At 39.0% G+C, this 22901-nt stretch carries 27 protein-coding genes; 17 read left to right on the top strand and 10 right to left on the bottom strand.

The annotated features are described in order from the left end of the window. The first annotated feature begins 74 nt into the window (after window positions 1-74). The 5 genes from AAFF35_RS29175 to AAFF35_RS29155 all read left to right on the top strand — a co-directional run bounded on the left by AAFF35_RS29175 (window position 75) and on the right by AAFF35_RS29155 (window position 4339). Window positions 75-401 carry a DUF2752 domain-containing protein gene (locus AAFF35_RS29175; RefSeq protein ID WP_342329961.1) on the top strand — a complete coding sequence of 109 codons (327 nt, stop codon included), beginning with the start codon at window positions 75-77 and terminating at the stop codon, window positions 399-401. Continuing rightward, window positions 394-753 (top strand): TM2 domain-containing protein, encoded by a 360-nt coding sequence (locus AAFF35_RS29170; protein ID WP_083362030.1) that lies wholly within the window; start codon window positions 394-396, stop codon window positions 751-753. The genes AAFF35_RS29175 and AAFF35_RS29170 overlap by 8 nt, the downstream gene beginning before the upstream one ends. 111 nt (window positions 754-864) lie before the next feature. After that, the gene (locus AAFF35_RS29165) at window positions 865-1962 is read left to right on the top strand and encodes a Nif3-like dinuclear metal center hexameric protein (RefSeq protein ID WP_342329960.1); all 1098 of its coding nucleotides are present in this window, start codon (window positions 865-867) and stop codon (window positions 1960-1962) included. Then, entirely contained in the window at window positions 1962-2705 is a 744-nt protein-coding gene (locus AAFF35_RS29160) for a C4-type zinc ribbon domain-containing protein (protein ID WP_074611442.1), read from the top strand. Before AAFF35_RS29165 ends, AAFF35_RS29160 begins: the two co-directional genes overlap by 1 nt. A gap of 137 nt (window positions 2706-2842) precedes the next feature. Then, a complete protein-coding gene (locus AAFF35_RS29155) occupies window positions 2843-4339 on the top strand; it encodes a tetratricopeptide repeat protein (RefSeq protein ID WP_342329959.1) in 1497 nt (498 codons plus the stop codon). A gap of 1 nt (window position 4340) precedes the next feature. On the opposite strand, the gene AAFF35_RS29150 is transcribed toward AAFF35_RS29155, so the two are convergent. The 5 genes from AAFF35_RS29150 to rsfS all read right to left on the bottom strand — a co-directional run bounded on the left by AAFF35_RS29150 (window position 4341) and on the right by rsfS (window position 9611). Further along, on the bottom strand, window positions 4341-5180 hold the full coding sequence (locus tag AAFF35_RS29150; protein WP_342329958.1) for a hypothetical protein: 840 nt from the start codon (window positions 5178-5180) through the stop codon (window positions 4341-4343). Between the two features lie 82 nt (window positions 5181-5262). Further along, window positions 5263-6345 carry a ketoacyl-ACP synthase III gene (locus AAFF35_RS29145; RefSeq protein WP_342329957.1) on the bottom strand — a complete coding sequence of 361 codons (1083 nt, stop codon included), beginning with the start codon at window positions 6343-6345 and terminating at the stop codon, window positions 5263-5265. 66 nt (window positions 6346-6411) lie between these two features. After that, on the bottom strand, window positions 6412-7056 hold the full coding sequence (locus AAFF35_RS29140; protein ID WP_124586186.1) for an LUD domain-containing protein: 645 nt from the start codon (window positions 7054-7056) through the stop codon (window positions 6412-6414). A gap of 60 nt (window positions 7057-7116) precedes the next feature. After that, the gene (gene ftsH, locus AAFF35_RS29135; protein WP_073237314.1) at window positions 7117-9207 is read right to left on the bottom strand and encodes an ATP-dependent zinc metalloprotease FtsH; all 2091 of its coding nucleotides are present in this window, start codon (window positions 9205-9207) and stop codon (window positions 7117-7119) included. Between the two features lie 29 nt (window positions 9208-9236). Beyond that, the gene (rsfS, locus tag AAFF35_RS29130) at window positions 9237-9611 is read right to left on the bottom strand and encodes a ribosome silencing factor (protein ID WP_342329955.1); all 375 of its coding nucleotides are present in this window, start codon (window positions 9609-9611) and stop codon (window positions 9237-9239) included. A gap of 41 nt (window positions 9612-9652) precedes the next feature. On the opposite strand from rsfS, the gene AAFF35_RS29125 reads away from it, so the two are divergent. The 4 genes from AAFF35_RS29125 (at window position 9653) to pfkA (ending at window position 13818) form a co-directional block, all read left to right on the top strand. Then, window positions 9653-10432 carry a biotin--[acetyl-CoA-carboxylase] ligase gene (locus tag AAFF35_RS29125; protein WP_342329953.1) on the top strand — a complete coding sequence of 260 codons (780 nt, stop codon included), beginning with the start codon at window positions 9653-9655 and terminating at the stop codon, window positions 10430-10432. Further along, complete coding sequence (locus AAFF35_RS29120) at window positions 10429-10878, top strand: protein-disulfide reductase DsbD N-terminal domain-containing protein (protein WP_342329952.1); 450 nt, start codon at window positions 10429-10431, stop codon at window positions 10876-10878. Before AAFF35_RS29125 ends, AAFF35_RS29120 begins: the two co-directional genes overlap by 4 nt. 254 nt (window positions 10879-11132) lie before the next feature. Further along, window positions 11133-12842: a cytochrome c biogenesis protein CcdA gene (locus AAFF35_RS29115; protein WP_342329951.1), complete on the top strand. Its 1710-nt coding sequence runs from the start codon at window positions 11133-11135 to the stop codon at window positions 12840-12842. Next, a complete protein-coding gene (gene pfkA / locus AAFF35_RS29110; protein ID WP_342329950.1) occupies window positions 12835-13818 on the top strand; it encodes a 6-phosphofructokinase in 984 nt (327 codons plus the stop codon). Before AAFF35_RS29115 ends, pfkA begins: the two co-directional genes overlap by 8 nt. A 45-nt stretch (window positions 13819-13863) precedes the next feature. Here pfkA and AAFF35_RS29105 read toward each other — a convergent pair whose 3' ends face one another. Together AAFF35_RS29105 and AAFF35_RS29100 are read right to left on the bottom strand one after the other, a co-directional pair. Continuing rightward, a complete protein-coding gene (locus tag AAFF35_RS29105; protein WP_008241670.1) occupies window positions 13864-14184 on the bottom strand; it encodes a heavy metal-binding domain-containing protein in 321 nt (106 codons plus the stop codon). 42 nt (window positions 14185-14226) lie between these two features. Further along, a complete protein-coding gene (locus AAFF35_RS29100) occupies window positions 14227-14757 on the bottom strand; it encodes a 5'(3')-deoxyribonucleotidase (protein ID WP_342329947.1) in 531 nt (176 codons plus the stop codon). 163 nt (window positions 14758-14920) lie between these two features. Here AAFF35_RS29100 and AAFF35_RS29095 point away from each other — a divergent pair, with 163 nt between their 5' ends. From AAFF35_RS29095 to trmD, 3 genes are all read left to right on the top strand, one after another. Continuing rightward, entirely contained in the window at window positions 14921-15490 is a 570-nt protein-coding gene (locus tag AAFF35_RS29095) for a 30S ribosomal protein S16 (RefSeq protein ID WP_342329945.1), read from the top strand. A 112-nt stretch (window positions 15491-15602) separates the two neighbouring features. Next, window positions 15603-16130, top strand: a complete 528-nt coding sequence (gene rimM / locus AAFF35_RS29090) for a ribosome maturation factor RimM (protein ID WP_342329944.1) — start codon at window positions 15603-15605, stop codon at window positions 16128-16130. Window positions 16131-16144: 14 nt separating this feature from the next. After that, on the top strand, window positions 16145-16822 hold the full coding sequence (gene trmD / locus AAFF35_RS29085; RefSeq protein ID WP_342329943.1) for a tRNA (guanosine(37)-N1)-methyltransferase TrmD: 678 nt from the start codon (window positions 16145-16147) through the stop codon (window positions 16820-16822). Here the strand turns inward: trmD and AAFF35_RS29080 are convergent. Further along, window positions 16819-17178 (bottom strand): hypothetical protein, encoded by a 360-nt coding sequence (locus AAFF35_RS29080; RefSeq protein WP_342329942.1) that lies wholly within the window; start codon window positions 17176-17178, stop codon window positions 16819-16821. The genes trmD and AAFF35_RS29080 overlap by 4 nt on opposite strands. A 123-nt stretch (window positions 17179-17301) precedes the next feature. Here AAFF35_RS29080 and AAFF35_RS29075 point away from each other — a divergent pair, with 123 nt between their 5' ends. The 5 genes from AAFF35_RS29075 to AAFF35_RS29055 all read left to right on the top strand — a co-directional run bounded on the left by AAFF35_RS29075 (window position 17302) and on the right by AAFF35_RS29055 (window position 21178). Further along, window positions 17302-17610, top strand: a complete 309-nt coding sequence (locus tag AAFF35_RS29075; protein WP_342329941.1) for a hypothetical protein — start codon at window positions 17302-17304, stop codon at window positions 17608-17610. A 184-nt stretch (window positions 17611-17794) separates the two neighbouring features. Then, a complete protein-coding gene (locus AAFF35_RS29070; protein ID WP_342329940.1) occupies window positions 17795-18091 on the top strand; it encodes a hypothetical protein in 297 nt (98 codons plus the stop codon). Between the two features lie 192 nt (window positions 18092-18283). Beyond that, window positions 18284-18631: a 50S ribosomal protein L19 gene (rplS, locus tag AAFF35_RS29065; protein WP_342329938.1), complete on the top strand. Its 348-nt coding sequence runs from the start codon at window positions 18284-18286 to the stop codon at window positions 18629-18631. A gap of 167 nt (window positions 18632-18798) precedes the next feature. Next, window positions 18799-20025 (top strand): Glu/Leu/Phe/Val dehydrogenase dimerization domain-containing protein, encoded by a 1227-nt coding sequence (locus AAFF35_RS29060; RefSeq protein WP_342329937.1) that lies wholly within the window; start codon window positions 18799-18801, stop codon window positions 20023-20025. A gap of 1 nt (window position 20026) precedes the next feature. Then, window positions 20027-21178 (top strand): mechanosensitive ion channel family protein, encoded by a 1152-nt coding sequence (locus AAFF35_RS29055; protein ID WP_342329936.1) that lies wholly within the window; start codon window positions 20027-20029, stop codon window positions 21176-21178. Between the two features lie 442 nt (window positions 21179-21620). Here the strand turns inward: AAFF35_RS29055 and AAFF35_RS29050 are convergent, their stop codons facing one another. Continuing rightward, complete coding sequence (locus tag AAFF35_RS29050; RefSeq protein WP_342329935.1) at window positions 21621-22280, bottom strand: phosphatidylserine decarboxylase family protein; 660 nt, start codon at window positions 22278-22280, stop codon at window positions 21621-21623. Between the two features lie 53 nt (window positions 22281-22333). Further along, complete coding sequence (gene hpt, locus AAFF35_RS29045; protein WP_342329934.1) at window positions 22334-22891, bottom strand: hypoxanthine phosphoribosyltransferase; 558 nt, start codon at window positions 22889-22891, stop codon at window positions 22334-22336. Between the last annotated feature and the right edge of the window lie 10 nt (window positions 22892-22901).

Here is a 22901-nt window from a genome sequence, read left to right as displayed (position 1 = left end):
AGTACCTATTAATCAATCTAAAATAAAAAAGGATATTGGAACCGGGGTGGTTCAGGATAGAACAAAGCCTATAGATGAAAATGCTAAACCGTATACCTGTTGAATTGATCTTTTGGATCACGGCCCTGGTATTGCTGGCAGCTGCAGCACCGGTAAAACATGGGTATATTCATCACTTTACGCTTTGCCCGTTGGCAAATATGGGTTTTGACTGGTGTCCGGGATGTGGAATTGGAAGAGCGATCACACAGCTGTTTCATGGAAACATCAGAGAAAGCCTGGAACAGCATTGGTTCGGAATTCCGGCGCTGATGATCATTGGTCATCGGATAATAGAACTGGTTAACAGAAGAATAATTAATAATAGAAAATTAAAATATAAGGAGAAAAGATATGTTTGATTCACCATTTATGTCATTGCCGGGTATCACACCCCAGGAATATTCGTACTTGCAGACTGCAACTACTGGATTTAGTGAACAACAGTTGAGAGGATTTTTAATGATTTATGGAAGTAAAAGAAGAAATCCGGATGATATGGTATTGTACTGTATATTAGGTTTTTTCGTTCCTGGATTGCCTCGTTTCCTTGTCAACCAAATTGGAATGGGTGTTTTGTATTTCTTTACTGTAGGTTTATGTTTTATAGGAACGATCATCGATTTGATCAACCACAAAACCCTGGCTTTCGAATACAATCAGCGAATGGTTTTTGAAAGTCTGCAAATGGTAAAAATGGGAAATCTTCAATAGAAATATTTTTAAAGAAAAGCCGGTGCATTCTTTGTACCGGCTTTTTTTTGAATCCAGGGCCGATTTATTATAATTTTAATTTCTGTCATTCAAATTGTAAATTTACAGCTTATGAGGTTATCCGTTTTAATAAAACATCTGGAAGCATTTGCTCCGCTGAACTATCAGGAAGACTATGATAATTCAGGTTTGCTAATCGGCGAGCCGGAAATGGATGTTCATGCTGCGTTGGTTGCATTGGATTGCACAGAGGCCATTGTAGATGAAGCCATTGAGCAAAATTGCAATTTGATCATCACGCATCATCCTATCGTCTTTAAAGGGCTTAAAAAGATTACCGGAAAGACCTATGTAGAACGGGTAGTGCTTAAAGCCATTAAAAATAACATTGCTTTGTATGCGATTCATACGAATCTGGATCATGTGAAGCATGGAGTGAATGGGGTAATTGCAAAAAGACTTGGCCTAAAAAACGCGAAAATACTTAGCCCAAAGCGCGCTTTACTAAAGAAATTGGTTACTTTTTGTCCTGTTGCCCAGGCGGCGGAGCTTAGAAATGCATTGTTTGCTGCGGGAGCGGGTGAAATTGGTAACTATAGTGAGTGCAGTTTTAATGCCAACGGAACAGGTACCTTTAATGGAAATGAAGATACTGATCCCTATGTAGGCGAACAAGGTTTGCGTCATCATGAGCAGGAAATCAGGATCGAAACGATATTTACCGTTCAGGATGAAAGAAAGATTTTGCTGGCCTTACTGGAAAATCATCCTTATGAAGAGGTGGCTTATGATATCTATCCTCTGGAAAATAAACTGGATACAGTTGGCGCAGGAATGATTGGCTGGCTGGAAGAAGGAATAGAAGGGCGTGCATTTCTTAACCTGGTGAAAGACAGAATGGATGCGGTGGTCATCAGACATACCGGGTTGCTGCCAAAAAAAATCCGTAAGGTTGCTGTTTGTGGAGGATCCGGAAGCTTTTTGCTGAAAGAAGCAATTGCTGCGGGAGCGGATGCATTTGTTACCGCGGATTTTAAATACCATGAGTTTTTTGATGCAGATGAAAAATTAGTCATTGCAGATATCGGACACTTTGAAAGTGAACAATTTACATCTGATTTGTTGATAGATATTATTCAAGAAAAATTTCCTAACTTTGCAATCCGTTTAACGGAGCATAACACAAACCCCATAAATTATTTCATTTAATGGAACAAACTGTAGAGCAAAAGCTAAAAGCTTTATACGAATTACAAACCCTGCATACTAAGATCGATAAAATACGTCAAATACGTGGTGAATTACCAATGGAAGTTGCCGATTTAGAGGACGAAGTTGCTGGCCTGGAAACACGTATACAAAAATTCAAAGGCGAATTGGATGATACTGAAGATGCCATTGTAACACGTAAAAATATGATCAAAGAAGCTCAGAACTTGATCAAAAAATATGAGACCCAGTTAAAAGATGTTAAAAACAACCGTGAGTATGATGCCTTAACTAAAGAGGTCGAGATACAAACGCTTGAAATCCAGGTTTGCGAGAAAAAAATCAGAGAGTTTGGTTTTGATATTGTGACTAAAAATGAGGTTTATGAAAAAGCACTTGCCGATTTAGAGTCAAGAAGAAAAGATCTTGATATCAAAAGAGGAGAGTTACAAACCATTACTTCTGAAACGGAAAAAGAAGAGCAGGCATTAGCTAAAAAATCTGAAAAAGCAGAAACACTAATCGAAGAAAGGCTTTTAACAGCTTACAATAGATTAAGAGGAAACGCAAATAACGGATTGGCAGTCGTAACGATTGACCGTGATTCATGTTCTGGATGTTTCAACCAGATCCCACCTCAACGTCAGCTTGACATTCGTCAACGTAAAAAAATCATTGTTTGTGAGCACTGTGGAAGAATCCTTGTTGATGAAGCCCTTACACTTGAAGTTGTTCCTGCATAAAAAAATGATCTTATATACAAAAGAGGCCGGAATTTTTATCCGGCCTTTTTTATGCCTGTTTTTTTTATTCTTTAAAACATACTTAGGTAACTTGCGTTATGTTTTTTTAATCATTGATCAGACCGATTTGATACCCTATGTCTAAAAGAAAATTTTCTTATGCCAAATATGTTTTTCTAACGCTCTTTTTAACCTGTCCCTTTTCGCTTTTTGCCAATTTTGACTTCAATGCGAATTGTCTAAGGGCTTATCAGAATATTTTCGAGTTAAAATTGACTACAGCAAAGGCGCTGATCGCAAATGAAAAGAAAATAAATCCCAATAATTCTATTATTCCTTTGCTGGAGAATTACATCGATTATTTTCATTTGCTGACCACGGAAAGCAAAGCTGATTTTGATAAATTAAAAGAAAATAAGTCAAAACGGCTGGATCAGGTTGAAGGAGACGATAGAAATTCCCCTTACTACTTGTACGCGCAGGCTGAAATCAATCTGCAATGGGCATTGATCAGAGGACGTTATGGAGAGTATTTTACCGCTGCAAGAGAGATAAAAAAGGCAAATGGTCTGTTACAGGACAACGTAAAAAAATTCCCGGGTTTCCATCTGAATGCTAAAGGCCTGGGGGTAATCAATGCTTTCCTGGGTAATTTACCTGATGGAATGCTTAAAAGCACACTGGCTACATTTGGGATCCGGGGCAATTTGCAAACGGGTATGAATATGCTGGATAATCTGGCAGAGAACCTTCCCAAGTCGACCTACGAACCTTTTTATGAAGAGGTTATCTTTTACTATGTGTTTGTGTTGAATGATATCGCTCATAGTCCAAGTGCATACCAGAAAACCATGAAGTATACCGGGCGAATTGCAGATAGCAGTTTGCTAAAAGCATACCTGAAAGCCTCAGTTTGTGCAAAGACCGGACATAATGCCGAAGCCATCCAGATTTTATTGAACAGACCTTCCGGAAATTACTATGAACCCTTTCCTTATCTGGACCTTTTACTGGGGAAAGCAATGCTCAATAAATTGGATTACTCGGCAACTACTTATTTTAATCTGTTTTTACTGCATAATAAGGGCGTGAATTACATTAAAGATGCAAACTTGCACTTAGCTTGGTCTTCCTTGTTAAAAGGCGATACAGGGGCTTATTCTGCGTTTATAACCAAAGTGAAAACTGCAGGTTATACCTATCAGGAAAAAGATAAGCAGGCTCTAAACGAGGCCAATTCTCCTGTGCCAGATGTGCCGTTGTTAAAGGCCCGGCTTTTATTTGATGGCGGTTATTATAGTAAAGGGTTGGAAATCTTATCAGGCAAGAAAGAATCCGATTATACTGTTAGGCGAGACCGGGCAGAGTATTATTATCGTTTGGGCAGGATCAATGATGAATTGGGAAAAGATGGGGTTGCTTTATCCAATTACCAGCTTGCCATAGATGCTGGAAGAATGCTGAAATATTATTTTGCAGCAAATTCTGCTTTACAAATGGGGAAGATTTATGAACGACAGAAAAACTATTCCAAAGCTAAAGCGAGTTTCAATACTGCCATCCAAATGAAAAATCATGAGTATGAAAGCAGTATTGAGACGCAGGCTAAAGCAGGATTAAATCGTATAAAGTAGTTTAATTACCTTTTCTTTCCTCTTTATTGAGGCTTGCATCTGCAGCGGCAACACCTACGGCAAGGGCGCCGATTCCAACTCCGGTCATTGCTTTTCCATATCCGGTTGTTTCCGAGTAATAGAAAATATTACCAGGCTTACTTTCCAGAGCCGTCATCACTTTTGGATTTGCAGCTGTTTTAATTAGATTAGAAATATAGAAATCTTGGCGTAAAGAGAAATTATTCTGGTCATTTCCCTTTTGCGTATAAAGCGTTAAATAACTTTTGAAATTTAATGGGCTGTTTTGTGAATTAAAGCTTGCCTCTTTCCCCCATACTCCTGGTCGGCCGGTTAGGGAAATATAAGAACGCTGGTATAAGGTGTCGGAAATGGCCTTATAATCGATTTGAGCCAATTTTAATGGGATCTTTGTAATGCGGGATTTCGGAGGAATGAAGCTAATTTCTTCTGGTAAAGTTGCGGCTCCCGAAATTTTCGCGTCATAATCGGTGGTCTTCAGATTATTAATGTACTCAAGGCCTTCCAGGGAGCTTCCAGACAATTTAGCATTAAATGTGAGTTGTCTTCCTGAATAGCTGGTTGCCCTATCCCCCTTTATCAAGGCGGACTTTTGCCAGTTAATATATAAAGGTTCATTGAGCTTGTTGTAAATTTCAATGCTGATTGGGGCATTAACGCCATGAAAATTGTAGGTAATGGCAAGGGTATCATTCTCAAATTTGAACTCTCCCGTAGTCTCATTTTTGAGAGTGTTTGAACTTTCTAAGGTGCTGACATAATATCTGGAGCAAGAGTTAAGCGATATTATTGCAATTAAAAAAGGAAATATTTTTCTCATGGCGTCATTGATTTGATTTTTAGGCTAATCAAATTTAATGAAAAAGAAGGATGTTTCTGATTTTTTCTAAAAATTATTTGCGTTAAAAGCGGTAAACAAAAGCGTTTATGTGCATTCCTGCCCCTACTGATGCAAATACAGCATAATCTCCTTTATTAATCTGGTATCCGTTTACATTTCCCTTCCAAACCAGGTCAAGTAAGGTCGGTACGGTTGCCACAGAGCTGTTTCCAAGCCAGCAAATAGACATTGGCACCAGATTATCAGGAACAGTGTCTATATCGTATAGTTTGAAGAGACGCTTCATGATGGCATGGTCCATTTTACCGTTTGCCTGGTGAATAAATACGATTTTGATGTCTTTTATGTCTATTTCTGCTTTATCAATTGCTTTTTTGACAACCTGTGGAACATTTGTAACTGCAAATTCATAGAGTTTACGGCCATTCATTTTCAGATACATATTTCCATTGGTTTCAGCAGGGTTATTGCTTTTCCCCATCGTTAACAATGAGCCAAAATTAACCGCATAAGTTTGCGTTTTATGGGCAATAATTCCCAAGTCTTCTGCTGAGGATTTAGCTTCAAAAATCACTGCGGCGGCACCATCTGAAAAGATCATCGTATCTCTATCGTGAGCGTCTGTGATTCTTGAAAGGGTTTCCGCTCCTATAACCATCACCCTTGACGCATCTCCGCTTTGAATCAGATAATTGGCCTGAATGGCTCCTTGTACCCAGCCCGGGCATCCAAATATCAGATCGTATGCAACACAGTCCGGATTTTCTATCTGAAGCATTTGTTTTACTTTGGCGGCAAGCGCAGGCAGGATATCCATTCTATTACTGCCAAGTTTGACATCTCCAAAGTTGTGGCAAAATATGATGTGATCGAGGCTTTCTTTGTCTATTCCTGCATGATCAACCGCGCGTTGTGCAGCGATAACTGCCATGTCGCTGCTGGTTAAATTATCATCAATATACCGCCTTTCTTTGATCTCTGTGATCTCCGTAAATTTATTGATGATTTCGTGGATATCCTTATCGAGAGCGACTCCGTTATCGTAAAATGTAGAATTTAAAAAGGCGTCACCTGAGATGATATTTTCTGGAATATAACTACCAGTACCTATAATAACTGAATGTATGTTTCTTTTTTCGCCCATTTTGAACCGTATACTGATTTGGTGTACAGTATAAAATTAGGATTAATTAATTGAAAAATAAAACGATTAAGAAAAATCGTCAATTAAAAATACAAATAATTCTTTAGGTCCATGCGCTCCGAGTACCAATGTTTTTTCAATATCGGCGGTTCTGCTTGGTCCTGTGATCGTACTGATCATGGAGGGGAGTTGATCTCCGTATTTGTTTTTAATGAGTTTAAAAGCATCCTTTAGATCGAGGACGAGTTGTCCTGTTCTCGCAATTACAATGTGATGATGTGGGAAGATACTAAGTCTTCTTCCGGCTGCATTTTCGTTAGAAACCATTATGGAGCCATTACGGGCAATCAAAGCTTCACAAAGGGTGATTCCTACTTCTGCAAGTTCAAAGTCCTTGTCTGTCTGATAAAAAGGGAATTCGTACTCGGATAAAAGCCGTTGTAATTCTGGCTCCCAGCAGTAGATTTTTCTCCAGTTGAATTTTTCTGCCAGTTGTAATATGTTTTCGATGAATTCCAGTCCATTTTCGCAGTAAATAAAATTACCGGAAACAGCAGTCAGCTCTTCCGCGAACATAATTTCTGGCATTTCATCGCTTTTTGGATATAGCGGTGTATCTTCCAGATTCGGATAGGGATTGTCGCGCTTTTCTAAAAGGGCTTTCCTTATCTTTTTTAGCATTAATTCTTTAGAAGATCTGTTTTCTTGCATAAAAAAAAGGATGAGCAGTCCACCTATTCGTAAGTAGTGGGCTGCTCATCGAAAATGAGTTTAAGATTCTGTTTGAGCAGGGCTGGTTGGAGCAGCAATATCAGTTGCTTCACCAATACCATTGTGTAATAGCCCTTCGGCAGCAGGTTTTTGATCACCGGTTCCATTTACAAATTCGTCGTAAGTGGTACGGTTATCAAAAGGACGTTTGCCTAAAATCTCTTCCAGATCAGCCTGGAATAAGATCTCTTTTTCCAATAGTTTCTGAGCTAATTTCTCCAAACCATCTCTTTTATCGGTTAAAAGCTGTTTGGTTCTGATGTAAACTTCTTCTACCAGTTTACGAACTTCTATATCAATCAGTTCTGATGTTTTTTCAGAATAAGGCTTGTTGAAATTATATTCATTCTGAGGATCATGAAAAGACACATTGCCAATAGTACTGTTCATTCCATAAATCGTTACCATTGCATAAGAAAGCTTGGTAATACGCTCTAAATCATTTTGAGCACCAGTCGAGATTTTGCCAAAAACGATGTCTTCTGCAACTCTTCCTCCCATGGTCATACACATACCGTCTGTTAACTGCTCGGTAGTATATAAGAATTGTTCCTTAGGAAGGTACTGAGCATATCCCAATGCAGCAACGCCACGAGGAACAATGGATACTTTTACCAAAGGATCTGCATGTTCAAGGAACCAGCCTGCGATGGCATGGCCTGCTTCATGGTAGGCAACTATTCTTTTCTCTTCCGGAGAGATGATTTTATTTTTCTTTTCTAATCCACCGATTACACGGTCAATTGCATCCTGGAAGTCCTGCATATCTACAGATTCCTTATTGCGTCTGGCGGCAATTAAAGCAGCTTCGTTACAAACGTTGGCGATTTCAGCACCAGCAAACCCAGGAGTTTGTGCAGACAGCTTTTTGGCGTCTACTACTTCATCCGTTTTGATTGGTTTCAAATGGACTTTGAAGATCTGTTCACGACCTACCAGGTCTGGCTTGTCGATAGAAATCTGTCTGTCGAAACGACCCGGTCTAAGCAATGCTGAGTCTAATACATCAGGTCGGTTTGTTGCAGCAAGAATGATAATTCCTGAATCTGTACCAAATCCATCCATCTCCACCAATAGCTGATTCAGGGTGTTTTCGCGTTCGTCATTTCCACCCATCATGCTGTTTTTTCCTCTGGCACGACCAATGGCATCCACCTCATCGATGAAGATGATACATGGCGCTTTATCTTTGGCTTGTTTAAACAAATCACGCACACGTGATGCACCTACCCCAACAAACATCTCTACGAAGTCTGAACCTGATAGAGAGAAAAAAGGAACCTGAGCTTCACCAGCAACAGCTTTTGCCAATAAGGTTTTACCTGTACCTGGTGAACCAACCAATAATGCTCCTTTAGGAATTTTACCTCCCAGATTGGTGTATTTTTTTGGGTTTTTAAGGAAATCGACGATTTCCATTACCTCTTGTTTGGCTTCTTCGAGTCCTGCAACATCATTAAAGGTTACATTTACCTGACTCTCTTTGTCAAAAAGTGTTGCTTTAGATTTTCCAATATTGAAGATCTGGCCACCACCACCGCCGGCGCCACCACCCATGCGACGCATGATGAAGATCCAGAATCCGATAAATAGCAATACCGGAATAATTACGGTAAAGAACCAGGAGTTGAATGTGCTTTGTCTGGTTTCTTTTTCTGCAAGAATCTGTTGATCCGGGGGTAGATTTTTCTGAGACTCCCTCAATTGAGTATCTAAGGCATCCATGGAACCAGAAGTAAAATATACGGCAGGCCCATTAGCTGTCCCAAAGTTATTCTTGCTGATGTATTTTTTGTATTTCTCTGTGTTAAGTCTGTCTTTTTTAATGTAGACTTCCACCTTTACCAAGTCTTCATGCTTATAGGCAACTAGTTTTTCAACATCGCCGGGTAACAGCATTTGAGTTTCGAAAGTGCGGTAAGTAACGTCTTTAGTCGTATCTGCGCTAAATAAGAATTGCAATAAAATCAAACCTAAGATAATAGCCGCATAAACCCAAAAGATATTGAATTTAGACCCTTTTTGAGGTTTTTTTGGGATATTCGGGATTCTCTTAATTAATTTAGGCTTTGTATTTGGGTTCTCTTTCATCTTGAGTCAAAAATGTTTTGTGTAAATGATTAGGCGCTTCTATAGCTTGTCGACTGGGCATCCCCCCATAAGTCTTCAATCCCATAAAAGTCTCGCTTTTCAGTTTTAAATATGTGAACTACAATATCGAAATAATCCAGGATGATCCACTCTGCGCTTTCGAGCCCTTCTTTTCTCCATGGATTGGTTTGGGTGCTTTTATAGATTTCGTCTTCTACACTATCGGCAATAGCCTTTACCTGTGTAGCTGAATCTGCGTTGCAGATGATAAAGAAATCAGAAACAGAACTGTTAAGTTCCCTTAGGTCTAAACGCACAATATCATTCCCTTTTTTTTCCTGTATGCCATGAACGGCTATCTCTGAGAGGTATGTAGAAAGGTTTACAATTTTCTTTTTTACCATTAAAATGTTTTAGTTTTGATAAACAAATATACAATCAACACTTGCAAAATAACACTTTTTCAACATTATTTGTTGGTCAAAATCTTATCAAATTATTAGAGGTTGATTCTACCAATAACTTTTTAAAAGTGTTGGTGTCAAATTCCGAGCCATTAACCGAAGGAACTGTTATTATGGCAGATAAACAATTCGCAGGCAGAGGTCAGCAGAACAATGTATGGCATGCTGAACCTGGATTGAACCTGACTTTTAGCATTTATCTGAAGCCATCTTTTTTGCCGGTGGCGAAGCAATTCCTCCTTAATATAGCTCTGAGCATTGGTATTCGAAATGCATTGGGACGTTTTGTAAAGAATGGGATCAGGATAAAATGGCCAAATGATATTTATTATGGGGATCAAAAGTTGGGCGGAGTATTGATTGAAAATATCCTGTCGGGGGCCACTTACAAGGCGAGTATTATCGGTATTGGCATCAATGTTAATCAGGTTCATTTTGATCCTAAACAGCTAAAAAGGGCGACTTCATTAGGCGAAATTTTACAACAGGATGTTAATTTAATTGAGCTATTAGCAGAAATTTGCAGTCATATTGAAAAACAATACCTCAAGTTGAAGGCAGGAAACTATAGTCAATTGATGGAAGACTATGTCAATGGACTGTATAAATTTAACGAACCTGCGGCGTACCGACAAAATGGCGAGGTTATTGAAGGAAGGATCATTGAAGTTACAGAATCCGGTTTACTGGGCGTCTTGACAAACGGAGCATTGAAGCATTATAATTTTAAAGAAATAGAGTTTTTAAACAATACACCATGAAAAAAATCAGTCTGATATTGGCATTCGTATTATTTGCGGTAATCGGGGCTTCTGCCCAGATCGAAAAACCCGTAACCTGGTCTTATGCTGCTAAGAAAATAAGTAAAACAGAAGCTGTGGTTTATTTGAAGGCGAATATGGAAGAGGGATGGCACATCTATTCTCAGAATTTGAAGCCCGGAGGACCAAATAAAACTGTCTTTTCTTTTGCGTCATCAAAAGATTACAGCCCTGTAGGAAAAACGACAGAGCCAAAAGCAACAACTTATTTTGATGAGAACTTTAAAATGAACGTAAGCTATTTCGGAAATCAGGTGGTCTTTCAGCAAAAAGTGAAGCTGAATAAAGCGACGGCAACAGTGAAAGGAACGGTAGAGTTTATGGTTTGTAATGACAAGCAATGTTTGCCTCCTGATGAAGTTAGCTTTAACATTCCTGTAAAGTAGAAACCAGGCATTTAGCCTGAAAAAGAGCGATAGGGGTTTCCTGCCGCTCTTTTTTTATGGGTAATAAATGAAAGAGTTATCGGGTAAGCGTAAAAATATCCTGCCGGGGCCTGTATTCAAGGGCTTAAATAAAAAATAATAACTAATTTCACGCCCTTATCATAAAAGCGATTGGTCATCTGCAGCAGCACTCGATTGAAAAAAACAGAAAATACTGCAGTATCATCACCTTTTAAAACACAATGTACACACAGATGAAAAAAGGACTTTTAATGTTGGGATTCTTGTTGCTGTTTACAGCAGTTTTTTTCTCACATAGCTTTGCGTCAGTGCAAAAGCCGGATTCGGCAGCAACTGAAGAAGAACTGGTTTTTACAGAAGTCGGTTCTGCTCAGGATAGTGCCGCGAACAATATGGTAAAGGATACCGTAAAGAAGGTAGCTGCAGTCGATAAAACGATAGAAAAGCAGCAACCTCTGGCGGCTTCGGGAACATCAGAAAAAGAAAAAACGCTTTGGGAAACATTTATCGCGGGTCTTTTGGGCGGATTTATTGCTTTTCTGATGCCATGTATCTTTCCAATGGTTCCGCTGACGGTCAGTTATTTTACTAAGAGGGCAGGTAGCCGGCAGAAGGGAATCGGGCAGGCCTTTATTTATGGTCTTTCCATCATTGTAATCTATGTGGCTTTGGGCCTTTTAATAACAGCGGTTTTTGGCTCTGCCAAATTAAATGAACTCAGTGCCAGTGGTTGGTTTAACTTCTTCTTTTTTCTGTTACTGGTCATTTTTGCAATTTCGTTTTTTGGGGCTTTTGAGATCACTTTACCAAGTTCCTTTGTAAATAGGATCGATCAAAAGGCGGATGATAGTAAAGGGCTTGGAGGCATCTTTTTTATGGCAGCTTCTTTGGCTTTGGTTTCTTTCTCTTGCACGGGTCCCATTATTGGGACTTTATTGGTTCAGGCGAGCGCTAAGGGAGAGTATCTTGCTCCGGCGATCGGGATGTTTGGCTTTGCTTTGGCCCTGGCACTGCCTTTTACCTTATCGGCGATATTTCCTGGCTTTTTAAGTGCAATGCCAAAATCAGGTGGATGGTTAAATAGTGTAAAGGTTTGTTTGGGCTTCCTGGAGCTTGCATTAGCTTTAAAATTTCTCTCTGCTGCCGACCTGGTTTGGCATTGGGAGTGGTTCGATAGAGAAATTTTCCTTGCGCTATGGATCATTATTTTCATCCTGATGGGGGTTTACATCCTTGGGAAGATTAAATTCTCTCATGATAGTGACGTTCCATTTGTTTCTGTTCCCAGACTATTTTTTGCGATCTTGTCTCTGTCTTTCGCCGTTTATCTCGTTCCGGGACTATGGGGCGCTCCGGTAAATATTCTTAGTGGAATTGCACCGCCAATGAATACTCAAGATTTTATTTTAAATGGGAATGGAGCTTCAGCTTCGGCCAGTCCTTCAGGATTTCCTGCAACGGTAAAGTATAGTGAAACACTAAAACCACCTGTTGGATTCCATTCATTCTTTGATCTGGATGAGGGGCTTGCTTATGCTAAGCAGGTAAACAAACCGGTGCTGATTGATTTTACAGGACATGCCTGTGTAAATTGTCGTAAAATGGAGGATAAGGTCTGGATTGATAAAGAGGTTGGAAGATTGATTAAAGAGGAATATGTGTTGATTCAGCTTTATGTGGATGAACGGAATATAAAAATGCCAAAAGAAAAAGTGCATTATTCAGAAGTACTAAGGACAACTACAGACGACCTGGGAAGATGGAATGGTGATTTTCAGGCAACAAAATATGTGTCAAACTCTCAACCTTTTTACGTATTGGCAGGACATGACCTGAATCCGCTTGTGAAACCACAAGGGGCAATTTTTGATGCAAAGGAATATGCTGCATATTTACAAACTGGTTTAGATAAATTTAAAAATGCTGGAAAACCAAATGAATAAGATTAAAAATATAGGAGTACTAACTTCTGGAGGTGACGCTCCGGGAATGAATGCTGCCATTAGGGCAGTGGTTAGAGCGGGAATCTATTATGATTTGAAAGTTACGGGAATATTGAGAGGATATGAAGGCCTGATTCATGGCGATTTCATTGAAATGGACCGAAAATCTGTCGCCAATATTATTCAGCGTGGCGGTACGATCTTAAAAACTGCCAGAAGTGATGCTTTCCGAACAAAGGAAGGCAGGACAGAAGCACACCGTCAGTTGGTAAATCAGGGGATAGACGCACTAATTGTGATTGGTGGGGATGGCACTTTTACCGGAGCTCATTTGCTGACTACAGAATTTGATTTTCCTGTAGTCGGATTGCCTGGAACAATTGACAATGACCTTGAAGGAACGGACTTTACAATAGGTTACGATACGGCTATTAATACCGTAATCAATGCCGTAGACAAGATCCGGGATACGGCAGAGTCACATGATCGTTTATTTATTGTAGAAGTGATGGGGCGTGACTCCGGGCTGATTGCTTTGAGAAGTGGAATTGGTGTTGGAGCGGAAGCCATTATGATCCCTGAAGCAAATATGGGAGTAGATGGACTGGTGACAAGACTAGAATCAGGACGTAAAGATAAATCATCAAAAATTATCATTGTAGCAGAGGGAGATGAAGTAGGTGGTGCATTTAATGTAGGAGAGGTTTTGAAAGAGAAATTCCCTCATTATGACATTAGGGTCTCTGTATTAGGGCATATCCAGCGTGGAGGAAAGCCAAGCTGTATGGACCGGGTATTGGCTAGCCGTCTGGGTGTTACTGCAGTGGAGGGGCTGATCGCGGGTCAGTCAGGCGTAATGGTTGGACAAAAAAACCGTGAAATTCTTTTCACTCCTTTTGATCATGCCATCAAACATATTGATGCGAAAGAAATTACACCGGCCTGGTTAAAGCTGGTAGAGATACTTTCCTTATAAACCTATAAAAAGAAAGGTCCTGAATTTTCAGGGCCTTTCTTTTTATTATTCAATGATCACTGCGGTTCCTGTTGCTGCAACCATAAGCATGCTACCACCACTTCCTACGGTTTCATAGTCTAAGTCTACCCCAATGATCGCATTTGCGCCCATTGCGGCCGCGTACTGCTGCATTTCATTTATTGCTGTATTTTTTCCTTCTCTTAATACTTGTTCGTAAGAACCAGATCTTCCACCCACGATATCTCTGATACCAGCGAAAAGATCTTTAAAAATATTGGCGCCAATTATGGTTTCGCCGCTTACAAGGCCGATGTATTTGATTACTTTTTTGCCTTCTATAGAGTTTGTTGTTGTAATTAGCATGTCGTTATTATTTTTTTATTTGATGCTCATTACGTGTAAATGTTACAATTCCGGACCTACTAATTTGTCCAGAACCTGCTGCCAGTTGTCTACGCGTTCGTAATCCGTCAGTAAGAGGTTGTGTGGAGAGCTGAACAATAGTTTTCTGCCTTTAAAGCCAATAAAATTCTTTGCCCTGTCGTCTATCATTACGTCAACATCTACGATTTTATCCCCGCAAAACATGATGTTCTGCCAGGTAATGAAAGGGAAGTGATCGGCAAGCCAATCCATTTTATCCTCGAGTGAATTTCGAAATTCTGTTGCCGCAGAAACGATGTAAACGTCGTGGTGCTGTTGTAATTTACGGACGGCTTCGACGCTTCCTTCGATCAATGGGAGATCCCGAAAAAATCCTTTTTCACTGATATAATCGAACCATTTATGGTTGGCGTGTTCAGGAACATGGTGATAAATTTCGTTTCCTGGCTCTGGAACCAGGTCCAGGGGAACTCCGTAATCCCGGTGGTATAATTTGATAAATTTGCTGAGGGGATCGGCCAGGACTTCGTCCATATCTATTGCTATTCTCATAATGGTATCGGTTTTAGCCAAATATCTTCAATTGGCCCAAGACTTATGTTAATTGAATTTAAAATTATTGCATCTTGCTAATCATTAGTATTTTACTTACTTTTGCAACCCCGCAAGCATAAAGCTCCGGGAACTATGTTGAATACATAAACTATAAAAAGAAATGGCAACTAAAATCAGATTGCAAAGATTCGGTAAAAAAGGGAAACCTTTTTTCCACGTAGTGGTAGCGGATTCCCGTTCACCAAGAGATGGTAAATTCATTGAGCGTTTAGGTTCTTATAACCCAAATACCAATCCAGCGACCATCGAAATCAATTTCGAAAAAACATTAGACTGGGTTAACAAAGGTGCTGAGCCTACGGATACTTGTCGTGCTATCCTTTCTTACAAAGGTGTTTTATACAAAAAACACTTAGAAGGTGGTGTTAAAAAAGGTGCTTTGACAGCAGAACAGGCAGATGCTAAATTTGCAGAGTGGTTAGGTGCTAAAGATGGTCAGATCGAAGGTAAAAAAGACGGTTTAACTAAGTCTAAAGATGAAGTTAGAAAAGCGGCATTAGCTGCTGAAACCAAGAAAAATGCAGACCGTGCAGCTGCTTTAGCAATCAAAAATGCTCCTGTAGCAGAAGAGGTTGTTGAAGAAGAAGTAGTAGCGGAAGAAGTAGCTGAGGAAACTCCTGCAACTGAAGAAGCTCCTGCAACTGAAGAAAACAAAGAAGAGCAAGCATAATATTTTTGTTATTCTGAATAATAGCGAAGAATCTTTCCTGGGAATGTATTCTTCGCTATTTTCATTTAATAGAAATTGGTTTTGAAGGATTGAGATATTAAGGAATACGATTATGAAGATTGAAGAAGCATTTTACATTGGTTATATCACCAAGACTAAGGGGTTAAAGGGAGAGGTTCAGCTGTTTTTTGAATATGATGAGCCTGAGTTGTTGGAACTGGATGTCATTTTTGCTGATTTTAACGGAAAAATGGTGCCCTACTTCGTCTCGACTTATAAGCTACATACCAACAATACCGGAAATTTTTATTTTGATGATGTAGATCATATTGATAAAGCACAACCTTTATTGAGAAAAAAGATCTATTTGCCGTTGACAAAAATGCCGGACCGTTCAAATGATGAATTTCACTATGAGGACTTGAAGGGATATTTGGTTTCGGATGAAAACCATGGAGAACTTGGCGAGATTCTGGAAGTGAATGAATATCCTCAGCAGTTCGTGGCTACAGTATCTTATCGGGATAAAGAGATCATGTTTCCTTTGAATGATGACATGATCGTTGAGATCGATGAAGAGGAGAGTATCTTAAGGGTTCATCTTCCTGATGGTTTGATCGATCTTTACCTCGAAAATTAAATTATCTTTGCCCTATGCGTTTTGACATCATATCCGTTTTACCTGATTTACTTGAAAGTCCATTTGCCCATTCTATTTTGCAGCGTGCTCAGAAAAAGGGAATTGCAGAAATTGTAGTGCACAACCTTCGGGATTATTCAACAAACAAACAAAAAAGCGTTGATGATTATCCCTATGGTGGGGGTAGTGGAATGGTGATGTCAATTCCTCCTTTTGCCCGTTGTATTGAGCAGTTGAAAAGCGAGCGGGAATATGATGAGGTGATTTTTATGAGCCCTGATGGAGTTACCTTTAACCAGACCATTGCAAATGAATTGTCGGGAAAAGGAAATGTAATCATTCTATGTGGTCATTATAAGGGTATAGACCAACGTATAAGAGATTTGTTCGTAACGAGAGAGATTTCTATTGGAGATTATGTTTTGTCTGGAGGAGAGCTTCCTGCGGCTGTTCTCGTTGACGCTATTGTACGGCTGATTCCTGGAGTGTTGAATGATGAAACCTCGGCGCTATCCGATAGTTTTCAGGGAGAGCTGTTAGATGCGCCCGTGTACACCCGTCCAGCCGACTGGAACGGGCATAAAGTTCCAGATGTGCTACTAAGTGGTCATGAGTTGAAAATAAATGAATGGCGTCATGAGCAGGCTTTATTAAGAACCCAACAACGGAGGCCTGACTTACTTGAAGATTAAGCTTTTTTGCTAAGTAAATCAATAATCCTATCCTTATCTTTTATTTGTTCCTTTAGCGCTACAGACATTTCTTTGCAGTTTTTGAGACTATTCTTTAAATCGCTGTATTCATTCCTCGATTCTGCAGTAACACTCTTGCCTGTGTCTGTTTTATAAGATCTCGCCTCCGTTTCAAAGAATGTGGAAGGCGGAACTTCTAAAATTTTAGCCATCTTCTTAATGTCTCTGTATTTGATCGATTCATTAGTCAGACTGAGCTTCAATCCATCAAAAGTTTTATCCATTTGATTAACAAGCCAGGTAAAAGGTCTTTTCTTTTCAACCAGGATTTCATCAACAACGGCTTTTATATCCATAAAAATTTAGGTATATTTTTTATTTTCACTAAAATAATCTGTATATTAGTTCTAAAAAATTATGTACTATTTGTCATAATTTTGATAAACATACACATTTAATAATATTTTTCATAAAAGGTTATGACTGAAGACCCTAAAAAGTACAAAATCAATGATTATTTAAATCAGCTCAATGTTAAAGAGTACCGATTAGCAGTACAAATTATTCCCAAAATTTTGGGAGTTTCACTAAATACTTTTCATAATTATCGTAATATTTTATGGAATAGCACTCAGGATATTCCATATGAAAAAGTCGTGATGTTTGAGCAGCTTTTTGACATGCGGTCAGGTGAGCTAATTAACAATGTGATTTCCGTAAAAAAACTAAAGGATTTATTTCAATCTGAGGCCTCGGTTCTGGGAGAAGGGAGGTCGTCAGCTTGTTAAGACCCGATTTCAGGTTAATAATATTCCTAAAGCGGCATAAAATGTATTAATTGGAAATAAATTATGTATATATGGCGCTTATGTATATAATTGTATTATGAATATTATTTTGTAAGAAATATTTTGTATTGTATGTCAACAAAAGACCATTTGTAAACGAAAATTGCAAAACCAGTTAAAAATTATGGAAGAACCAAGGAAGTACAAGATTGAAGAAGAGATGAATAAATTGAACCTTAAAAACTATAAGGCCGCCAGTAGAGTGATTCCGAAGCATCTAAAGATCGCTTTTAATACTTTTCACAACTACCGTAAGCTTCCGGTTAATGGAAAAGCGGATATTCCGTATGCAACGGTAAGGTTATTGGAGGGTGTGTTTGGAATGAAGGCTGGTGAGCTGGCAAACTACCCCATAGAATTGAAAAGTCTTGATACCTTAATCAGGGAAGAGGCTTGCCGTCAGGAAGAAGACCAAAAATAAAACACAAAACGACAGACCCTCAATCCGAAGATAAAATAAATTTTAGCTCGAAAAGGCCTTTTCCGAGCTCCTGATTGTGGAAATGTTAAAGAATGTGGAAAAAAATCAAAAACGCTTTTATTTATAAAATAATTTTCCTAATATTGCAGTCCGATTTTAAACAACAAAAAGTCGGCTTAATAGCTTAAAATCATGGATTTAGTAAAATTTGTTGAAGAGCAGGTAATCGCAAAAAATGAGTTTCCTGCATTCAAATCAGGAGATACAGTGAGTGTTCACTATAAAATTCGCGAAGGTAATAAAGAACGTATTCAAATTTACCAAGGTGTAGTATTACAACGTAATAGTGTAGGTGCTAATGAAACGTTTACTGTTCGTAAAATGTCTAATGGTATTGGTGTGGAACGTATATTCCCTATCAATTCGCCTAATATCGCTAAAATAGAGGTTAATAGCCACGGTAAAGTTCGCAGAGCGAAACTATTCTACCTACGTGAATTGACTGGTAAAGCAGCTCGTATCAAATCTAAAAGAGTTTAATCTCTTTAGAAAAAGCATAATGGCCTTCCCGATGTTATCGGGGAGGTTTTTTTGTTTGTATATTTTCGTAGCATTAAGGGCGAAAAATTGTCGGTATGGTGGATGTTAAATGTTCTCAGGCTTGAGTACCTTTGGGAATCTGTAAGAAATAAAAAACCATATATTCAATGAAAGACCTGTTAAAAAAATTCGAAGAGAAGAGACCCGAAATTGTTTTTGAGTGGAAAGATAAAGAATCAGAAGCCGAAGGCTGGGTCGTGATCAACTCTCTCCGTGGCGGGGCAGCGGGTGGTGGAACCCGGATGCGTAAAGGGCTAGATAAAAGAGAAGTCGAATCTTTGGCAAAAACAATGGAAGTGAAATTTACTGTTTCAGGCCCTCCTATAGGAGGTGCTAAATCGGGAATTAACTTTGATCCTGCAGATCCAAGAAAAAAAGAAGTCCTGGATAGATGGTATAAAGCGGTAATACCTTTGTTAAAAAGCTATTATGGTACAGGAGGAGATTTGAATATTGATGAAATCCATGAGGTGATCCCAATCACCGAAAATTATGGACTTTGGCACCCTCAGGAAGGTGTAATCAACGGGCACTATCAGGCTAGAGAAAATGAAAGGATTCATCAAATTGGTCAATTACGCTACGGCGTTTCTAAGGTTTTAGAGGACCTGAATTATACGCCTGATATCAAAAGAAAATATAAAGTAGCTGATATGATCACCGGATATGGTGTAGCAGAATCTATCAGGCATTTCTATCACATCTGGGGTGGTGAAATTGCCGGAAAAAAGGCGATTATTCAAGGTTGGGGTAATGTTGCCGCCGCGGCAGGCTATTATCTTGCTCAGCACGGTGTAAAAGTTGTAGGAATTATTGACCGTGTGGGTGGATTAATAAAGAAAGAAGGATTTACACTGGACGAAATCGTTGATTTGTTTAATAAAAGAGAGAAAAATACATTGGTCTCTCCAGATCTTATCCCATTTGAACAAGCCAGTAAAGAAATTTGGAACATTGGAGCTGAAATTTTTGTTCCAGCTGCGGCTTCCCGTCTTGTTCAGCAGTCGGAAGTGGATCAGATGATCTCTGGTGGCCTGGAAGTAATTGCCTGCGGTGCAAACGTTCCTTTTGCAGACAAAGAGATCTTCTTTGGAAGTATAATGGAGCATGCTGATAGCCATGTTGCAGTAATCCCTGATTTTATTTCCAACTGTGGAATGGCGAGGGTTTTTGCCTATCTGATGCAAAGAAATGTAGAAATGAGTGATGATGCGATTTTTACTGATGCCTCTAATATCATTTACAATGCGATGGTAAACATTCATAAACAATCTGCAGCAAAGAAAGAATTGTCTAAAACTGCCTTTGAAATCGCATTAAAACAATTGATATAAGATGGATAGTCCGTTTTTTGAACAGATATTCTGGGGAAACACCATTAAAGATTATTGTCTTTTTGCGGGAATCCTTCTATTTGGTGCATTATTTAAGAAAATCATATCACGTCTGCTGAGTCTGCTGTTATTTCGCTTGTTTAAGAAATTTGCCTCCGCAGTTAAGGATGATACTTTTGTTGCGCTGTTGCTGCAGCCGATCGCTTTCTTCATTAGTCTGTGTTCCTACTATCTGGCCATTAACCAACTAAAGCACCCCTTAAATCTGGTGTTATTTGGATATGCTAAGCAGATAGAAAAAACGAAAGAAACAGTACATGTCACCCTTGGGCAGGCTATAGATAAGGTCTTTCTCTTTCTTATTATTCTTTCTGTTTTTTGGATCATACTGAGAATTATTGATTTTATTGCTCATGTACTGAAGTTTAAAGCCTCTCTTACAGCGGATCGTGCAGATGATCAGCTCGTACCTTTTTTGAAGGAACTCGCCAAGACCATTATCTGTTTCTTTGGCTTTTTTGTATTGCTCGGTTATGTTTTCGAAATCAATGTCTTAACGTTAATTACAGGTTTAGGGATTGGTGGTATTGCGATCGCCCTGGCTGCAAAAGAAAGTCTCGAAAATCTGATTGGTTCTTTTACTATTTTCCTTGACAAACCTTTTACGGTTGGGGATGTGGTAAAGGTTGATGGAGTAGAAGGGACTATTGATAAGGTTGGTTTTAGAAGTACCAGGCTAATTAGCCCCGATAAAACAACGATTGTTATACCCAATAGGGCAATGATCGATGGCGTACTGGAAAATGTAACCAAAAGAGATTTCAGAAGGGTAAACTTCTTCATTGGAATCACTTATGAAACCCCTACTACAGCCATAAAAGAGATCGTAACCGCTATTAATACTTTATTAACGGAACATCCTAAAACAACGGATGGTTTTGCTGTTTTTGATAATTTTGGCGATTCGGCTTTAAATATCCAGGTGGTGTATCTGGTGGTACAAATGCCACATAGTGAGTATATCAGGGTTAAAGAAGAGATTAATTTTCAGTTGATCAGCATTGTTCAGGAGCATGGCTCTGACTTTGCCTATCCAACACAACGTGTCGTAGGAGAGGAACCTTCTGTTGCTGCTGCTACAAGTGCAGGTTAAATGAAATTCTGAATTAAAAAAGACCGCAATTCTTTTCATCCCCGAATCTTTGCTGAAGGGCAAATCTTCGAATGTCTTCAAAGAACAGCGGTCTTTTTTTAATATTGCTCTATTCCTGTAAATCGCCCTGTATAGCCTGCTAAGGGCTTGATAACCAATTGCAAAGCGTGCTATATGTCGGGACCTAATTCATCATTTGTTAAGTCTAAGCTACTGGAATGGTTTTGTCCGATGGGTCGTGGAACTTAATTTCCTCAAAAAAGAGGCGTTCTATGAAAAGGCCTGGAAAATTTTGCGCCTTTCAGCGCAAAAGATTTCAGCCTTTGAGCAGCAATGCTCTTTTTTAGGAGAGTTTAACCCTTAATTTCCAATGTCAGCCAATCAATAAAGCATAAAAAAGCCGGGGTCCCTTAGAAACACCGGCTTTTAAATATGATCTTGCTTAGCTTAATTCCGCCAAGACGGTAATTCCGCCTTTTACGACCTGATCTAGTTCTAAGTTAACCTTAGTGCCCAATGGCAAAAAGATATCTACTCTGGAGCCAAATTTAATGAAGCCAAACTCTTTGTTTTGTTGCACTACATCACCTTCTTTTACATACCATACAATACGTCTGGCAAGCGCACCTGCAATTTGTCTGAACAACACAGGTGTTCCGTTAGCATGCTCTACAACTACTGTTGTCCTTTCGTTCTCAGTAGAGGATTTTGGGTTCCATGCTGCAAGGTATTTACCAGGATGGTATTTGAAAAACTTTACCACTCCTGAAATCGGATTTCTATTGATGTGTACATTAACGGGCGACATGAATATCGAAACCTGAATTCTTTTGTCTTTAAAATACTCTCCTTCTTCAGTTTCTTCAATTACCACAACTTTACCATCTGCAGGGCAAATTACTTTATTGTCTGCCATCGTGAACTGTCTGCTTGGGTTTCTGAAAAACTGTAAAACGATGAGAAATAAAACAGCTGAGAAAATATAAACAAACCATCTTAACCATGTTATATCTGCAAATCTATAGTCAATAATAGCATTCAATATAAAGATGAAAAGTAATGATATTGCGATGGTGGTGTAACCTTCTTTATGTATCGTCATTGTTGATTAGGGTATTTGTTTCTTTTCTGCAAAAGTGAGAAAAAATTATAACATTAAGGTAAAGGGGATGCAACAGTTTTAGCCTTATAGATATGGTTGAGATTTCTGCCCAGTCCGTTATAATCCAAACCATAGCCAACAACAAACTCATTTGCAACTTCAAAGCCAACATATTCCAACTCCTCTATGGGTGCTTTTAATGCTTCTGGCTTTAGCAGGAGCGAACAAACCTTCACGGATGCCGGTTGTTGTTTATAAACTTCCTTCAGGATATATCCTAGTGTAAAACCAGTATCAACAATATCTTCAACAAGAATGATATCTCTGTCTTTCAGATTGGCAGGGAGACCAAATACTTCTTTAATTTCTCCGGTACTTTGGGTATCCTGATAAGAGGAAACCCGGATAAAGGCCATTTCGCAAGGTACTGTAATCTCTTTTACCAGGTCTGCCATAAATAGGAAACTCCCATTTAAGACTCCGATAAAAATAGGGCATCTATCTTCGTAATCCACATTGATCTGAATTCCAATCAATCGGGTTCGTTTTGCAATGTTGTCGTTTTCGAGTAGTATTTCGAATTCCTTGTCTTCTATTTTAATCGTGTTCATATTCGTTTAT

It is taken from the genome of Pedobacter sp. FW305-3-2-15-E-R2A2 (assembly GCF_038446955.1).
Lineage (GTDB): Bacteria > Bacteroidota > Bacteroidia > Sphingobacteriales > Sphingobacteriaceae > Pedobacter.
This window is presented reverse-complemented; position numbering and strand designations above follow the sequence as displayed.

Bases quoted from the DNA above. Each gene is read 5' to 3' on its own strand.
- AAFF35_RS29175 (WP_342329961.1), top strand. From the start codon at position 75: ATGAAAATGCTAAACCGTATACCTGTTGAATTGATCTTTTGGATCACG.
- AAFF35_RS29170 (WP_083362030.1), top strand. From the start codon at position 394: ATGTTTGATTCACCATTTATGTCATTGCCGGGTATCACACCCCAGGAA.
- AAFF35_RS29165 (WP_342329960.1), top strand. From the start codon at position 865: ATGAGGTTATCCGTTTTAATAAAACATCTGGAAGCATTTGCTCCGCTG.
- AAFF35_RS29160 (WP_074611442.1), top strand. From the start codon at position 1,962: ATGGAACAAACTGTAGAGCAAAAGCTAAAAGCTTTATACGAATTACAA.
- AAFF35_RS29155 (WP_342329959.1), top strand. From the start codon at position 2,843: ATGTCTAAAAGAAAATTTTCTTATGCCAAATATGTTTTTCTAACGCTC.
- AAFF35_RS29150 (WP_342329958.1), bottom strand. From the start codon at position 5,180: ATGAGAAAAATATTTCCTTTTTTAATTGCAATAATATCGCTTAACTCT.
- AAFF35_RS29145 (WP_342329957.1), bottom strand. From the start codon at position 6,345: ATGGGCGAAAAAAGAAACATACATTCAGTTATTATAGGTACTGGTAGT.
- AAFF35_RS29140 (WP_124586186.1), bottom strand. From the start codon at position 7,056: ATGCAAGAAAACAGATCTTCTAAAGAATTAATGCTAAAAAAGATAAGG.
- ftsH (WP_073237314.1), bottom strand. From the start codon at position 9,207: ATGAAAGAGAACCCAAATACAAAGCCTAAATTAATTAAGAGAATCCCG.
- rsfS (WP_342329955.1), bottom strand. From the start codon at position 9,611: ATGGTAAAAAAGAAAATTGTAAACCTTTCTACATACCTCTCAGAGATA.
- AAFF35_RS29120 (WP_342329952.1), top strand. From the start codon at position 10,429: ATGAAAAAAATCAGTCTGATATTGGCATTCGTATTATTTGCGGTAATC.
- AAFF35_RS29115 (WP_342329951.1), top strand. From the start codon at position 11,133: ATGAAAAAAGGACTTTTAATGTTGGGATTCTTGTTGCTGTTTACAGCA.
- pfkA (WP_342329950.1), top strand. From the start codon at position 12,835: ATGAATAAGATTAAAAATATAGGAGTACTAACTTCTGGAGGTGACGCT.
- AAFF35_RS29105 (WP_008241670.1), bottom strand. From the start codon at position 14,184: ATGCTAATTACAACAACAAACTCTATAGAAGGCAAAAAAGTAATCAAA.
- AAFF35_RS29100 (WP_342329947.1), bottom strand. From the start codon at position 14,757: ATGAGAATAGCAATAGATATGGACGAAGTCCTGGCCGATCCCCTCAGC.
- AAFF35_RS29095 (WP_342329945.1), top strand. From the start codon at position 14,921: ATGGCAACTAAAATCAGATTGCAAAGATTCGGTAAAAAAGGGAAACCT.
- rimM (WP_342329944.1), top strand. From the start codon at position 15,603: ATGAAGATTGAAGAAGCATTTTACATTGGTTATATCACCAAGACTAAG.
- trmD (WP_342329943.1), top strand. From the start codon at position 16,145: ATGCGTTTTGACATCATATCCGTTTTACCTGATTTACTTGAAAGTCCA.
- AAFF35_RS29080 (WP_342329942.1), bottom strand. From the start codon at position 17,178: ATGGATATAAAAGCCGTTGTTGATGAAATCCTGGTTGAAAAGAAAAGA.
- AAFF35_RS29075 (WP_342329941.1), top strand. From the start codon at position 17,302: ATGACTGAAGACCCTAAAAAGTACAAAATCAATGATTATTTAAATCAG.
- AAFF35_RS29070 (WP_342329940.1), top strand. From the start codon at position 17,795: ATGGAAGAACCAAGGAAGTACAAGATTGAAGAAGAGATGAATAAATTG.
- rplS (WP_342329938.1), top strand. From the start codon at position 18,284: ATGGATTTAGTAAAATTTGTTGAAGAGCAGGTAATCGCAAAAAATGAG.
- AAFF35_RS29060 (WP_342329937.1), top strand. From the start codon at position 18,799: ATGAAAGACCTGTTAAAAAAATTCGAAGAGAAGAGACCCGAAATTGTT.
- AAFF35_RS29055 (WP_342329936.1), top strand. From the start codon at position 20,027: ATGGATAGTCCGTTTTTTGAACAGATATTCTGGGGAAACACCATTAAA.
- AAFF35_RS29050 (WP_342329935.1), bottom strand. From the start codon at position 22,280: ATGACGATACATAAAGAAGGTTACACCACCATCGCAATATCATTACTT.
- hpt (WP_342329934.1), bottom strand. From the start codon at position 22,891: ATGAACACGATTAAAATAGAAGACAAGGAATTCGAAATACTACTCGAA.